Here is a 14,093-nt window from a genome sequence, read left to right as displayed (position 1 = left end):
TCCAGATATGGCAACATTGCCAGTTTACGGCGGCAGTTTGTTGGGTGCGGCAGAAGTGAGTGAAGGCAACACGAGGGCGGAAAGCGTGCGGCGCACATCGTGCGCCGCAGAGGAGAGTCAGGTCGCGGTGCCAGGCTGACGTTCCGCTTCTGCCTGGCAGACAGCCGCAGTAAACAGAATATCGGTTGAAGAGTTAAGGGCCGTTTCCGCTGAGTCCTGCAGGACGCCGATAATAAATCCAACCGCCACAACCTGCATTGCCAGGTCGTTAGGGATGCCGAACATATTACAGGCCACGGGGATTAACAGCAGCGAACCACCCGCTACCCCGGAGGCGCCGCAGGCGCACAGCGTGGCGACCAGGCTCAGCAGAATGGCTGTCGGGACATCGACATCGATACCGAGCGTATGTACTGCAGCCAGAGTCAGAACGGTAATGGTAATGGACGCCCCCGCCATACTGATAGTTGCACCCAGCGGAATGGACACGGAGTAAGTGTCTTCATCAAGGTTAAGCCGTTTTGCCAGCGCCATGTTAACCGGGATATTGGCGGCTGAACTGCGGGTAAAGAAAGCCGTCACGCCGCTTTCGCGGATACAGGTAAACACCAGTGGATAGGGATTACGCCGGATTTTCTGATACACCAGCAGCGGATTTACGATCAGCGCCATAAACAGCATGCAGCCAATCAGCAGGACCAGCAGGCTGCCATATTCCCATAGTGCGCCAAAGCCGGTTGAGGCCAGAATAGAGGCAACAAGGCCGAAGATACCCAGTGGTGCGCAGCGGATCACACAGCGCACAACCCAGGTTGCCGCGTGTGAAGCGTCATTTAAGAAATCTTTGGTACCCGGACTGGCGTGACGGAACGCCAGGCCAAGACCCAGCGCCCAGACCAGTATGCCGATGTAGTTCGCGTTCATCAGCGCATCAAACGGATTAGCCACCATGCTCATCAGAAGGCCATGCAGCACCTCAGTGATACCGGAAGGTGGCGTAATGGTGGTGTCGCCGGCCACGAGTGACAGCGTCTGCGGAAAAAGGTGGCTGAAAATCACCGCGACCATCGCGGCAAACAGGGTGCTGAGCAGATAAAGCATAATGATGGGACGGATATTGGTTTTCTGTCCCTGCTGATGGTTCGCAATGGACGCGATAACCAGCACCAGAACCAGCAGCGGCGCGACGGCTTTCAGTGCCCGGACAAAGAGTTCACCCAGCAGGCCGGCGGCTAACGCGGCATCGCGGGACAGCCACGCCAGCGCCACGCCGGCCACCAGGCCTATCATGATTTGTTTGACCAGGCTGCCTTTAAACAGCACGCCTGCCACTCTGGAAAGGTTATTTTGCATATCGTGATCTTTTACTATCGGTCATGAGTGTGGTGCGCGTTTATTCCGCGCCAGAGGGTTTGCCGGGCGGAGTATAAGGAAAAGTGCTGGTGAGAAAAGCGATAATTCCGGCTTTGCGTGCGGGATCGATTTTTTAATCTGCTAAACAGAAGAAGTGTGACAGGGATAAAAAAGGGAAAGTTACACTGCGGCAAAATAAAGCAGGGGCGATTTACGCCCCTGCAGAAGATTATGGTGAGATACGCCGGCGGTCATTTCGACGGTTAACCCAGGCATTAATCAGCAGCGTTCCCCCGAGAATAACGCCCACCACGCTGAGTGAGACAGCGACCGGAATGTGATAAAACTCGACGATCAGCATCTTAATACCGATAAACACCAGTACCACGGCCAGACCATATTTCAGCATAGAGAAGCGCTCCGCCACGTTTGACAGCAGGAAATACATGGCGCGCAGGCCCAGGATGGCAAACAGGTTAGAGGTCAGCACAATAAAGGGATCGGTGGTTACCGCAAAAATAGCCGGAATACTGTCAACAGCAAAAATCACATCGCTAAGCTCGACCATGATCAGAACCAGCAGCAGCGGGGTGGCAAACAGTACGCCGTTACGGCGAATAAAAAACTTCTCACCCTCCAGCGAATCGGTCATGCGCAGATGCTGACGCAGCCAGCGTACCACCGGTTTATCACCTACAGCCGTGTCATCCTCACGTGCAAGCGCCATCTTAATGCCGGTGAACAGCAGAAAGGCACCAAAAATATAGAGGATCCAGCTGAACTGCATGACCAGCCAGCTGCCGGCGAAAATCATGATGGTACGCAAGACAATAGCGCCCAGCACGCCGTAGATCAGTACGCGCCGCTGCAGCTGGGGCGGTATAGCAAAGTAGCTGAACAGCATCAGCCAGACAAAGACGTTATCCACCGCCAGCGCTTTTTCCAGTACGTACCCGGTCAGAAAAGCGAGCGTCTGCGTAGTGGCGACCTCGCGGCCGGCGTGCGTATCGAGATACCACCAGAAAGCGGCAGCAAACAGCAGTGAAACGGACACCCAGATCAGTGACCAGATAGCCGCCTGTCTGAACGACATGGTTTGTGCGCCGCGCCGGCCCTGCAGCAGCAGATCGATCGCCAGCATAATCAGCACAACAACGGTAAAACTGCCCCAGAGTAACGGTGTGCCTATCGATTGCATAATGGTGTCCTGTGCGAAAGTTAAAAAAAACGGCTCCGTCAGAAGACGTAAGCCGCTTTCATTACGCTGCAAGCGCACCTCGCCTTCCGGCAAGGTCTCACTTACAACACAGAATCACTTCCGGGTTGTCTGACGACCGGATGCGCTACACATCGTAATGACGATCAATCAGCTGACAAGTTACTCCCCTTTGCTTAGGAAAAAATAGCGCAGCCGCAGGACGATGCAATGCAGGACCAGACATATTTAGCAATATTTACACTTCATGGCGATCGGCAGGAAACACCACGCCGGTTTGCTGGCGGATGGTGGTCAGCAGTTCTGCTGTCAGCCGTGAGATCGCGAGGGCAGGGTGCGCGATCTGCTGCGTTTCTACCAGGCTGGCAAACACTTCGGCTTCATAGCGCATCGTATTGCTGTGCTGCGGCTGCGTCAGATCCTGCCCGGTACCGCTGCGTGGCAGTAGCCGCAACTGCTGACACTCCGCCAGCTTCTCAATAAGCAGCGAACCCGCTTCCCCCTGAATTTCACTCGGAATAGCGGAGTTGCTGACTTTGGAATGCAGCAGGGTGACATCAAAATCGCCATAGTGGAGGATCACCGTTCCGTGCGCATCTGTGCCGCTGGGCAGCAGCGTGGCTTCAGCCGTTACGCGGCGGGGGGCACCCCACAGCGTGACGGCAGCGGCCAGGCAGTAATAGCCAATATCCATAATTGAGCCATTGGACCAGCGCGGGTCAAACGTATTCGGGTTTTCGCCCGCAAGATAGCGCGGATAACGGGAAGAGTACTGACAGTAGCTGAACAGCGCCTTGCGCAGCGTGCCCAGCTGCGGCAGAGCGCGCTGCAGCTGATGAAAGTTAGGCAGGCTGGCGGTTTTGAATGCTTCAAACAGCACAACCTGATGCTGCTGTGCACAGGCGATCATCGCGTCGGCTTCACGCAGCGTGGAGGCCAGCGGTTTCTCGCAGATCACATGCTTGCCGTGAGACATGAACAGCAGCGCCTGTTCGCAATGCAGTGCATTCGGGCTCGCAATATAAACCGCGTCGATATCGCGGCACGCCGCCATCGCTTCAGGCGAGGTAAACGTCAGCGGGCAGGCGTAATCAGCGGCAAAGGCATCTGCCTGCTGCTGGCTGCGGGAGTACACTGCGCTGAGCGTGAATCTGCCGCTCGTATGTGCGGCGTCAATAAACTGACGGGTAATCCAGTTGGTGCCAACAATGGCAAAGCGAATCACAGGCCTGCTCTCCTGATAAAAGAAAGCCGCAGGGTAGCATGCTGCGGCAGGAAACTATCCGGCAGCATTTGATCCTGCGATCCGCATTCCAATATAGTGAGCCCTTAAGTCTGAAAGCCTGCGAACGGGAGAGCCGGGTGAGCGGAAGCAAACATGCACTAAACTGGACCACGCTGCTGATTGCCATTCCTGTGGGGCTGATGGCCTCGCTGGTGACGCTGGCGTTTCGCGGCATCATCGACATGATTAACCAGCTGCTGTTTAACAGTGACCATGAGATCACCGTGGCGATGCACGTCTGGCCGTGGATCTTCTGGCCGCTGCTGGTGGGGGCGGGCGGCGTGCTGGCGGGCTGGTTTCTGCGCTATGCCGTTGCCATTGAGCAGCAGGAGACGGTAAAAACGGACTATCTGGAAGTGATTAATGCCAGGCTGGACGCCGTGCCGACGCGTACTTCTCTGTTTCGTGCACTCTCTTCAATCGCCAGTATTGGCAGCGGCGCCTCAATCGGTAAAGAGGGACCGATGGTACAGCTCTCAGCGCTCAGCGGCAGTCTGCTGGGGCGCTGGCTGCCGGCATCGCTTAACCTGCGCAACAGCGATATTGTCGCGATGGCGGCGGCGGCAGGCCTCTCCTCGGTGTACCACGCACCGCTTGCCTCGGCGATCTTTGTTGCGGAAATTGCTTTTGGTATTTCAGCCCTGCAGCGACTGATCCCGCTGATTGTGTCCTCTGCGGTCGCGGTGATGACCATGTGGGCGCTGGGTTTTCGCAATGCGCTTTATCCGCTTGCCGATACGCTGTTTCAGATGGATGTGACCAGTCTGCTGGTGACGGTACTGATTGGTCTGGTGGCGGGCGTTGCCGGCTGGCTGTTGATCGCGCTGATTGGTCGCAGCCGGCGACTGTTCAGCCGCGTGCGATCGCTGCCGCTGCGGCTTGGTGCGGGCGGGGTAGCCGTGGGGTTACTGGCGCTGATCTCTACGGATATTCTCGGTAACGGGTATGAAGTGATCGTAAAGATCATTGAGGGCCATTACGTCATCACCGGATTACTGCTGCTGCTTTTACTCAAAACGCTGGCCACAACGCTTTCCGTAGGCTCAAACGCCGTAGGCGGACTGTTCACCCCTTCGCTGCTGATCGGCGCACTGCTCGGGGTGATTCTGGCGCAGAGTGCGGCGGCGCTGCAGCTGCCGACGGGAGATACGCTGCTTTATGCAGCAATAGGCATGGCCGCCGTGCTGGCCGCGGTGAGTCAGGCTCCGCTGATGGCCATGCTGATGGTGCTGGAGATGACGCTTAACAGCAGCCTGCTGTTTCCGCTGATGATCGCTTCCGTGCTGGCTTCGATGGTGGTCTATCGCCTGCAGTCCGCCAGTACCTATCCGGTGGTCAGTCACCACCTGAGCCGTTCTGAAGCCTGGTACGATTTTGACCATATGCGTGTCGATCAGCTGATTATTCCTGGCGCAGCGCTGCAGCCCGAAGAGTCGGTCGGACAGGCGCTGGCGGTCAGCTCGCTGAAGCGTGAACGCTATGTTTACGTACTGAATCAGGCGGAGCAGTTCCTGGGCGTGGTCTCTATTCACGATATCTCGCGCAAGGTACTGGCGCAGGAGATCACCCTGGATTCGCCGGTCAGTACCGTCATGGATAACAACTTCCCCTGCATTTTTCAGGGGCAGAGCATGCGCGAAGGGTGGGAGGCGTTTTCACGCGTGACGCTTGAGCGGCTGCCGGTGCTAAACAACCCGCAGGAGCGTCGTTTTATGGGCGCCCTGACAAAAACCAGTCTGATCCAGAAAGCGCAGGAGTTTCTTTAAGCCGCGTTGCCGCGCATGGCCTGATCGGTCATCCACAGGCGCGCGTCAAACTCCAGCTGATGATAGTCAGGCTCCATATGGCAGCAGAGCTGATAGAACGCTTTGCTGTGCTCTTTCTCTTTGAGGTGGGCGAGTTCGTGCACCACGATCATGCGCAGGAAAGGCTCAGGGGCAAGGCGGAAAAAGGTGGAGATACGGATCTCCGCTTTGGCTTTCAGGTTGCCGCCCTGTACGCGCGAAATCGCCGTGTGCAGCCCCAGTGCATGCTTCATCACTTTGATTTTATTATCCCAGAGGATTTTGCTTACCGGCGGTGCGCTGCGCATATAACGATTTTTTATCGCCTGCGTGTAGTCATACAGCGCGCGATCGCTGACCACGTCATGCGTTTCAGGATAGCGCTGCTGCAGGAACGTGCCTAATCGCTGATGATCGATCAGCGTTTGCACCTGTTCGAGGATATTTTCAGGGTAACCCTGCAGATAAATTAATGACATTGGGATTCCTGACGAAAGACAGTATACTGCGCCCCCCTTTTCAGGGCGAAAATTGCGCAAAGTGTACCACGCCGGAGATTCCATGAGCCAACTTGAACTGACCCATAGCACCCTTACGCTGGAGCGCTTTCCGCCGATGCGTGAAGAGAGCCCTTTACAGGCGTGGGATGCCGCCGATGAATATCTGCTGCAGCAGACGCTGCCGGAAGGTCCGGTGCTGGTGTTCAACGACAGCTTTGGGGCGTTAACCTGTGGCCTGCAGGACCGGGAAATCTGGCACGTCAGCGACTCCTGGCTGAGTCAGCAGGCAGCCAGGCAGAATCTGCGCTTAAACGGCCTGTCTGACGATCGCATTCACTTTATCGACAGCCTGAGCGCGCTGCCTGCAGCACCCGCGGCTGTTTTAATCAAAATTCCCAAAGCGCTGGCACTGCTGGAGCATCAGCTGCGCGCACTGCGCAGCGTGGCCACGCCGGACACGCTGATTCTGGCGGCAGCCAAAGCGAAAGATATTCATAACTCCACGCTGCAGCTGTTTGAGCGCATTCTGGGCGAAAGTAAAACATCGCTGGCCTGGAAAAAAGCCCGCCTGATCTACAGCCGCTACAGCGCACCGGCGCTGGCTGAGGCGGCAGAAACTACCGTCTGGCCACTGGATGAGACGCCTTACCAGATCCATAACCACGCCAACGTCTTTTCACGCACCTCGCTGGATATTGGTGCGCGGCTGTTTATGCAGCATTTGCCACACAATATTGAAGGCGAAATCATGGATCTTGGCTGCGGCAACGGCGTGATTGGCTTAATGGCACTGGAGCAAAATCCGCAGGCTGAAGTGCTGTTTTATGATGAATCTTATATGGCAGTGGCCTCCAGCGAGCTGAACGTTAAGGTTAACCGCCCGCAGGATCTGTCACGCTGCCAGTTCCGCGTTAACAATGTGCTGAGCGGCTTTCCGTCTGACCGGCTGCATGCGGTGTTGTGCAATCCGCCGTTTCATCAGCAGCATGCGGTTACGGATCACCTTGCATGGCAGATGCTGCGCGACGCAAAACGCTGTCTGCAGTATGGCGGTGAGCTGCGTATCGTGGGCAACCGGCACCTCGGCTATCACCAGAAGATGAAGAAGCTGTTTGGCAACTGCGAACTGGTGGCATCCAGCGCGAAGTTTGTAGTGCTGCGCGCGGTAAAACTGCGCTGATCACAGACTCAGCGCGAGCGCGGTAGCCTGTGCAATAGCCCGCCGCGCGTCCAGCTCCTGCGCCACATCTGCGCCGCCGATTACCCGCACCGTTTTGCCACGTGCGGCCAGCTCGTCAGCCAGCAGGCGCAGCGGCTCCTGACCGGCGCAAACCACGATGTTGTCCACGGCCAGCGTGACCGGTTTGCCCTGGTGCCGCAGATGCAGCCCTGCATCGTCAATGCGCAGATATTCCACATCGCCCCACATCTGTACGCCATGCGCCTGCAGACTGGCGCGGTGGATCCAGCCGGTGGTTTTCGCCAGCCCCGCTCCGGGTTTTCCGCTTTTGCGCTGCAGCAGCCAGATTTGCCGGCCGGGTAATGGCGGTCGGGTGGGAACAACGCCGCCGCGCGCCTGCAGCGTGCGATCGATCCCCCAGCGCTGGTAAAAATCTTCCGGGGAATGCAGTAAATAGGCGGCCGTATCAAAACCGATGCCGCCTGCACCAATAATGGCGATGCGCTGTCCCACCGGTTTTTTGTGGTGCAGAAGGTCCAGATAGCTGACCACGCTGGCATGATCGATGCCGGGAATGGAGAGCTGGCGGGGCGTCACGCCGGTGGCAATGACAATTTCATCCGCGTCTATCAGCTCACCGGCACGGACCCGGTGGTTAAGCCGCAGCGTCACCTTAGCTGCTGCCAGCTGATGGCGGAAGTAGCGCAGGGTTTCATGAAACTCCTCTTTGCCCGGGATCTGCCGGGCGATGGCAAATTGCCCGCCAATCTCCGCTTCCGCTTCATAAAGCGTCACCTTATGTCCGCGCTGAGCCGCCTGCAGGGCAAAAGCCATGCCTGCCGGACCGGCACCAATGACAGCCAGCTGCTTTGGATGCGTTACGGGCACAACCGGCATCAGGGTTTCATGACAGGCGCGCGGATTGACCAGGCAGGATGTCACGTTGCCTGCAAAAATCTGATCGAGGCACGCCTGATTACAGGCAATACAGGTATTGATGGCTTCAGGCTGGCCCTGCGCCGTTTTGGAGACAAACGCGGCATCTGCCAGAAATGGCCGTGCCATTGAGACCATATCGGCGGTACCTTCGCGCAGCAGGGCTTCAGCTACATCAGGGTGGTTAATCCGGTTAGTGGCAATTACCGGTACGGAGACGCGTTCGCGCAGGTAGCGGGTTACCCACGCAAAGCCAGCCCGCGGGACACAGGTTGCTATCGTCGGGATGCGTGCTTCATGCCAGCCAATACCGCTGTTAAACAGCGTCACGCCACACGCCTCAAGCGCCTCAGCCAGCATCAGCGTTTCGTCCAGCGTGCTGCCGTGCTGCACCAGGTCGAGCAGCGACAGCCGGAAAATCACAATAAAGTGCTCGCCGGTGGCCTGACGTACCGCCTGCGTCACTTCACGGGCGAAGCGCTGGCGCCGCAGCACATCGCCCCCCCAGCCGTCAGTGCGCTGGTTGGTCTGCGCCGTCAGAAACTGATTAATCAGATAGCCTTCGGAGCCCATGATCTCTACGCCATCATATCCTGCCTGCTGCGCCAGACGCGCGCAGCGGGCAAAATCAGCAATAGTCTGTCTAATTTCTGCTTCGCTCAGCGCATGCGGAGTAAAAGGATTTATGGGTGCCTGGAGTGCGGAAGGGCCTACCAGCGACCGCTGATAGCTATAGCGTCCGGCATGCAGGATCTGCAGCGCAATTTTCCCGCCCTGCGCATGGACCGCGGTGGTGATCTGACGATGCCAGTCGCACTGGTTTTCCCGGGTCAGCATTGCGCCACCCTGTGCCACCACACCCTGCGCATTCGGCGCGACGCCACCGGTCACTATCAGCGCCACCCCTTCACGTGCGCGCTCGGCATAGAAAGCAGCCAGGCGTGCAGCGCCGTCGGGATGCTCCTCCAGCCCGGTATGCATCGAGCCCATCAGAAAACGATTTTTTAACCGGGTAAATCCCAGATCGAGAGGCGTGAATAAGCAGGGATAGTGCTCGATCATAATCAGGCGCTCAAAAGTGGTCGGATGAGTCAACTCTAACGGTAATCGCGCATGATGGAAGAGAGGAACACTCAGCGTGTGAGTGACGTCAAAAAAAGCAGGGCGGCAGGTTACGCACGAGGTTTCAGCTTGCCTTCGTTACGCACGGGAAGGACCGGCACGCCCTGAACGGGTCAGAGTACAGGGCTAATGACTTAGCACTTTTTTTAAGGTCAGCATGGATTCCTTTTTCTGAAAAGCCCGGATAATAACTACACAGCGGCAAGAACTGTTTATCGCAACCGGGCGGGTTTTTAAACATTATAGTGGGAAAGTAATCTGGAAATAAGCCTTCAAATAGCGCCAGGAAGAGAATTTATCATTTTAATCGCTATTTTAATGTTATTAATAATGCCTGTTAATCCCGGAGTGTAGCTGAATGGCGTTATCTGGTGAGTGTTATATTTATTGCATGCCGTGCCGGGAAGATAGCGGCAGTTATCAGCAGAAGTGCGTCATTTGCCAGGTGATTTCACTCTCTCTTTTATTTGTGAAGTGGATGATTTTATATTTTAATAATTTTTTATTTTCCAGCTTTATATAATTACCTGAATAATCACATTGTGAAGAAGGTTTTCCTGCTATTACCAATGAGTTAACTGAAAAGGTTAAACGATATAACCTTTTACCTGTAATGTGCTTTTTAGAGGAGAGGCAGATTGGATTCAAACACTCAGCCAGTCCGTGTTGCTGTTCTCGACGGTCACCCTATGATCCGTCTGGTTTTTGAGTTGTGTCTGAAAAACCATCCCGATATTCAGCTTGTTGCCGCCTGGTCGTCCGGCAGCGAGCTTTTCAATGCGTTAAATACGCACAGGATCGATGTTCTGATCCTGGATTTTCTGCTGGGTGAACGTGAAGTTGATGGCCTGACGTTAATAAAGCAAATACGTAACCACTATCCGACGCAAAAAATGCTGGTGTTAACCTCTGCAGAAAGCCCGGCAGTTGCCAGGATGGCGCTCCGGGCCGGCGTAAACGGTTTTATCGGAAAAAGTCATCCCTTTGAAGAGGTGCTGGCGGCGGTCAGAGTCGTTGCTGAGAATAACCTGTTTTTAGCCGCACACCTTGCTGAAGAAATTCAGACGCTTTATGCCATTTCCGAAAAAATAGCGGATGAGCATTTTTGTATCGGCTGCACACCAGCGCTTCACGAAAAAATAAGGTTATTAAGCCCGCGTGAAGCGGAGGTAATTCGCTGCTTTCTTGATGGTATGAGCGTTTCACAAATTGCGGCCAAGTTCAGGCGGAGCCGGAAAACGGTGAGCGGGCAGAAGCAGTCGGCGCTGAAAAAGCTTGGCGTCCGTTCTGATTCAGAATTATTTAAATATAGCCGGGAGTTGCTGTCAGCCCGGTAATCAGGCAGAACGACCGGGCCCGGTTGCAGTAACCTGACAGCCAGTTCACGTTCCCGGTAACATCTTTTCTGTAACATTGTTCTGAGTGATGTTCATCACAGTTTTATACCGTTTAACCCGTTTTTATAGTCATCACATAAACAGACTCACGGGAAAAACATGAACATCGAAACGCAATCCTGCGTCATCAGCGGCAAACAGCAGGTCAGTGTCGCACAGCAGAACGTGCAGTGGGATGGCTCCGGCACGCTGGTGCGCATTACGCGCGGCGGAATCTGTGGCTCCGATCTGCATTACTATCAGGAAGGAAAGGTCGGCAGCTTTGCGCTGCAAATGCCTATGATACTCGGGCATGAAGTAATTGGTTATGTCATAGAAAGCGACGATCCCCGCCTGCAGCCACAGCAAAAAGTGGCTATCAATCCGGCGAAACCCTGCGGTGAATGCAAATATTGTCAGCGGCAGCAGGAGAATCAGTGTACCGCAATGCGTTTTTTTGGCAGCGCAATGTATGTCCCGCACGTTGATGGCGGATTTACCCGGCACAAAGTTGTGGCGAGCAGCCAGTGCGTGCCTTTTCCAGCGGATGCCGATGAAACGGTAATGGTGTTTGCTGAGCCGCTGGCAGTCTGCATTCACGCCACGCATCAGGCTGGCGATCTTGCCGGCAAACGTATCTTTATCTCCGGCACCGGGCCGATTGGCTGTCTGATTGCCGCCGCCGCACAGGCGCGTGGTGCTGCAGAGATTATCTGCAGTGATATCAGTGAGCGTTCGCTGGATATGGCGCAGCAAATGGGTGCTACGCAGGTGGTTAACGCTGCAAGCGGCGATTTCACTGCCTGGATGGCAGATAAGGGCTACTTTGATGTGGCGTTTGAAGCGTCCGGTCATCCGGCGTCACTGCAGCGCTGCCTGGAGGTCGTGTGTGCCAAAGGCACGGTAGTGCAGGTAGGGATGGGAGGCGCTTTTCCTGATTTCCCTCTGATGATGCTGATTGCCAAAGAGATAACCCTGACAGGCTCGTTCCGTTTTACACATGAATTCAATACGGCGGTTGAGTGGCTGGCGCAGGGCGTTATCAATCCGCTGCCGCTCTACAGCGGTGAATACCCGCTTCAGGATATCGATGCGGCGCTGCAGTTTGCCAGCGATAAAACCCGCGCGGCAAAAGTTCAGCTGACTTTTTAGGGAGACAATATGAGCGCACTCTTTTCTCTGACCGGCAAGCGCGTACTGCTGACCGGTTCAGCACGCGGTATCGGGTTTCTGCTGGCGCAGGGCCTGGGTGAAGCCGGGGCCGAAGTGATTATCAACGCGACCACAGCTGAAGGCGCAGAGCGCGCCGCCGGCGCGCTGCGTGAGCAGGGGATCGCTGCCCGGGCCAAAGCCTTTGACGTAACAGATTCCGGTGCGGTGCATCAGGCGATCGATGAAATTGAAGCGCAGTGGGGCGCCATCGATATCCTGGTGAACAACGCCGGGATCCAGCGGCGTCGGCCTTTTCTGGAGTTTCCGGAGCAGGACTGGCACGACGTGATTGCGGTAAACCAGACCGCGGTGTTTCTCGTCTCGCAAAAAGTGGCACAGCAGATGGTGACGCGCCAGCGCGGCAAAATTATCAATATCGGCTCGATGCAGAGTGAGCTGGGCCGCGACACGATCACCCCTTACGCAGCCTCCAAAGGCGCGGTCACCATGCTGACGCGGGGGATGTGCGTAGAACTGGCACGCTACAATATTCAGGTTAATGCGATTGCGCCAGGCTACTTTGTGACCGAGATGACGCAGCCGCTGGCTGACGATCCTGCGTTTACCGGCTGGCTGACTAAGCGTACGCCTGCTGCGCGCTGGGGTAAGCCGGAAGAGCTGATTGGTGCCGCCATTTTTCTGGCATCTTCTGCCTCAGATTTTGTTAATGGCCATCTGCTATTTGTTGATGGCGGTATGCGCGTAGCCGTGTAATGCGTGGTGCGTAGCCGGATAGTCTGTCTGGCTGCGCCGGCATACGGCTGACTTTTCTCTCTTTACCGGACTAATAAAAATGCCAATTACGATAATTGTGCTGGGCGTGATCCTGCTGCTGGTACTGATGATTGTTTTCAAAGTGAATGGGTTTATCGCGCTGGTGTTCGTCTCAGCGGTGGTCGGTATTGCTGAAGGTATGACGCCGCTTAATGTGATGGCGTCGATTCAGAAAGGCATCGGATCAACGCTGGGCAGTCTGGCGATGATCCTGGGGTTTGGTGCCATGCTCGGACGACTGGTCTCTGATACCGGTGCCGCACAGCGGGTCGCCACTACGCTGATTGCGGCCTTTGGTAAACAGCGGCTGCAGTGGGCGCTGGTAGTGACAGGGCTGATCGTCGGCCTGGCGATGTTTTATGAAGTGGGGTTTGTGCTGCTGTTGCCGCTGGTGTTTACCGTGGTCGCCGCCGCCAGACTGCCGCTGCTGTATGTCGGCGTGCCGATGGTGGCCGCACTCTCAGTCACCCACTGTTTTCTGCCCCCGCATCCCGGGCCCACGGCGATTGCCACCATTTTCGGTGCGAATCTTGGCACCACGCTGCTGTATGGCATGATCATCACGATCCCCACGGTGATTATTGCGGGCCCGGTGTTCTCTAAATTTTTAAAGCGGTTTGAAAAATCACCGCCTGAAGGACTCTACAATCCGCGTATTTTTTCAGAAGAGGAGATGCCAGGCTTTGGGATCAGTATTTTTGCTGCGGTGATCCCGGTGGTGCTGATGGCAATAGCGGCAATATTCGAACTGACCACACCTAAAGACGATCCGCTGCGACAGTTTTTCGAATTTATTGGTAACCCGGCGGTGGCGCTGTTTATTGCTGTCGTGATTGCCGTATTTACGCTGGGATTACGTAACGGCCGCCGCATGGAAGAGGTCATGGATATGTGCGGCAGTTCGATTGCGGCTATCGCCATGATTATCTTTATTATCGCAGGCGGCGGCGCTTTCAAGCAGGTGCTGGTAGACAGCGGTGTGGGTAACTATATTGCCGATATGATGAAAGGCTCTTCGCTCTCGCCGCTGCTGATGTGCTGGACCGTCGCGGCCATGCTGCGGGTAGCGCTGGGATCGGCAACGGTAGCCGCGATCACCACTGCCGGCATCGTTACGCCGATTATTGCCGTAACGCATACCGATCCGGCGCTGATGGTACTGGCAGTCGGATCGGGCAGCGTGATCGCGTCACACGTCAACGATCCGGGCTTCTGGCTGTTTAAAGGCTACTTCAACCTCAGCGTAACAGAAACGCTGAAAACCTGGACCGTTATGGAAACGCTGATCTCATTGCTTGGCCTGGCGGGTGTGCTGACGCTTAACGCCCTTATCCACTAACCGCCCGTTTTCCCGG

The 14,093-nt window shown here is 55.9% G+C and carries 11 protein-coding genes; 6 read left to right on the top strand and 5 right to left on the bottom strand.

Annotation, left to right across the window (positions count from 1 at the left end; translation table 11 throughout):
• Nucleotides 1-117: 117 nt before the first annotated feature.
• The 3 genes from sstT to SB719_RS07055 all read right to left on the bottom strand — a co-directional run bounded on the left by sstT (nucleotide 118) and on the right by SB719_RS07055 (nucleotide 3,794).
• A complete protein-coding gene (sstT, locus tag SB719_RS07065; RefSeq protein WP_065648137.1) occupies nucleotides 118-1,353 on the bottom strand; it encodes a serine/threonine transporter SstT in 1,236 nt (411 codons plus the stop codon).
• A 229-nt stretch (nucleotides 1,354-1,582) separates the two neighbouring features.
• Nucleotides 1,583-2,551, bottom strand: coding sequence for a TerC family protein (locus tag SB719_RS07060; protein ID WP_065648360.1), 969 nt, complete (start codon nucleotides 2,549-2,551; stop codon nucleotides 1,583-1,585).
• Between the two features lie 256 nt (nucleotides 2,552-2,807).
• Nucleotides 2,808-3,794, bottom strand: coding sequence for a Gfo/Idh/MocA family protein (locus tag SB719_RS07055; protein WP_304235810.1), 987 nt, complete (start codon nucleotides 3,792-3,794; stop codon nucleotides 2,808-2,810).
• Between the two features lie 137 nt (nucleotides 3,795-3,931).
• Here SB719_RS07055 and SB719_RS07050 point away from each other — a divergent pair, with 137 nt between their 5' ends.
• Nucleotides 3,932-5,620 carry a chloride channel protein gene (locus tag SB719_RS07050; protein ID WP_065648139.1) on the top strand — a complete coding sequence of 563 codons (1,689 nt, stop codon included), beginning with the start codon at nucleotides 3,932-3,934 and terminating at the stop codon, nucleotides 5,618-5,620.
• Here SB719_RS07050 and SB719_RS07045 read toward each other — a convergent pair.
• Nucleotides 5,617-6,117 carry a M48 family metallopeptidase gene (locus tag SB719_RS07045; RefSeq protein ID WP_304235815.1) on the bottom strand — a complete coding sequence of 167 codons (501 nt, stop codon included), beginning with the start codon at nucleotides 6,115-6,117 and terminating at the stop codon, nucleotides 5,617-5,619. The genes SB719_RS07050 and SB719_RS07045 overlap by 4 nt on opposite strands.
• An 82-nt stretch (nucleotides 6,118-6,199) precedes the next feature.
• Here SB719_RS07045 and rlmG point away from each other — a divergent pair, with 82 nt between their 5' ends.
• Nucleotides 6,200-7,318, top strand: coding sequence for a 23S rRNA (guanine(1835)-N(2))-methyltransferase RlmG (rlmG, locus tag SB719_RS07040; RefSeq protein WP_304235818.1), 1,119 nt, complete (start codon nucleotides 6,200-6,202; stop codon nucleotides 7,316-7,318).
• Here the strand turns inward: rlmG and SB719_RS07035 are convergent, their stop codons facing one another.
• A complete protein-coding gene (locus SB719_RS07035; RefSeq protein WP_412159081.1) occupies nucleotides 7,319-9,316 on the bottom strand; it encodes an FAD-dependent oxidoreductase in 1,998 nt (665 codons plus the stop codon). It abuts the gene before it with no gap.
• 698 nt (nucleotides 9,317-10,014) lie between these two features.
• Here SB719_RS07035 and SB719_RS07030 point away from each other — a divergent pair.
• The 4 genes from SB719_RS07030 to SB719_RS07015 all read left to right on the top strand — a co-directional run bounded on the left by SB719_RS07030 (nucleotide 10,015) and on the right by SB719_RS07015 (nucleotide 14,077).
• Nucleotides 10,015-10,713: a response regulator gene (locus SB719_RS07030; protein WP_412159080.1), complete on the top strand. Its 699-nt coding sequence runs from the start codon at nucleotides 10,015-10,017 to the stop codon at nucleotides 10,711-10,713.
• 159 nt (nucleotides 10,714-10,872) lie between these two features.
• The gene (gene idnD / locus SB719_RS07025) at nucleotides 10,873-11,904 is read left to right on the top strand and encodes an L-idonate 5-dehydrogenase (RefSeq protein WP_304235824.1); all 1,032 of its coding nucleotides are present in this window, start codon (nucleotides 10,873-10,875) and stop codon (nucleotides 11,902-11,904) included.
• A 9-nt stretch (nucleotides 11,905-11,913) separates the two neighbouring features.
• Entirely contained in the window at nucleotides 11,914-12,678 is a 765-nt protein-coding gene (idnO, locus tag SB719_RS07020) for a gluconate 5-dehydrogenase (protein WP_304235829.1), read from the top strand.
• 79 nt (nucleotides 12,679-12,757) lie between these two features.
• Nucleotides 12,758-14,077 (top strand): gluconate:H+ symporter, encoded by a 1,320-nt coding sequence (locus tag SB719_RS07015; protein ID WP_065648145.1) that lies wholly within the window; start codon nucleotides 12,758-12,760, stop codon nucleotides 14,075-14,077.
• Nucleotides 14,078-14,093: the final 16 nt, after the last annotated feature.

It is taken from the genome of Pantoea sp. SIMBA_079 (genome assembly GCF_046940275.1).
GTDB classification, from domain to species: domain Bacteria; phylum Pseudomonadota; class Gammaproteobacteria; order Enterobacterales; family Enterobacteriaceae; genus Pantoea; species Pantoea borealis.
The sequence above is the reverse complement of the archived record's forward strand: the minus strand, read 5'-3'. Positions and strand labels throughout refer to the sequence as shown.

What these genes read in the sequence shown, in the direction of transcription:
- sstT (WP_065648137.1), bottom strand. Translation starts at nt 1,353, where the DNA reads ATGCAAAATAACCTTTCCAGAGTGGCAGGCGTGCTGTTTAAAGGCAGC.
- SB719_RS07060 (WP_065648360.1), bottom strand. Translation starts at nt 2,551, where the DNA reads ATGCAATCGATAGGCACACCGTTACTCTGGGGCAGTTTTACCGTTGTT.
- SB719_RS07045 (WP_304235815.1), bottom strand. Translation starts at nt 6,117, where the DNA reads ATGTCATTAATTTATCTGCAGGGTTACCCTGAAAATATCCTCGAACAG.
- rlmG (WP_304235818.1), top strand. Translation starts at nt 6,200, where the DNA reads ATGAGCCAACTTGAACTGACCCATAGCACCCTTACGCTGGAGCGCTTT.
- SB719_RS07035 (WP_412159081.1), bottom strand. Translation starts at nt 9,316, where the DNA reads ATGATCGAGCACTATCCCTGCTTATTCACGCCTCTCGATCTGGGATTT.
- idnD (WP_304235824.1), top strand. Translation starts at nt 10,873, where the DNA reads ATGAACATCGAAACGCAATCCTGCGTCATCAGCGGCAAACAGCAGGTC.
- idnO (WP_304235829.1), top strand. Translation starts at nt 11,914, where the DNA reads ATGAGCGCACTCTTTTCTCTGACCGGCAAGCGCGTACTGCTGACCGGT.
- SB719_RS07015 (WP_065648145.1), top strand. Translation starts at nt 12,758, where the DNA reads ATGCCAATTACGATAATTGTGCTGGGCGTGATCCTGCTGCTGGTACTG.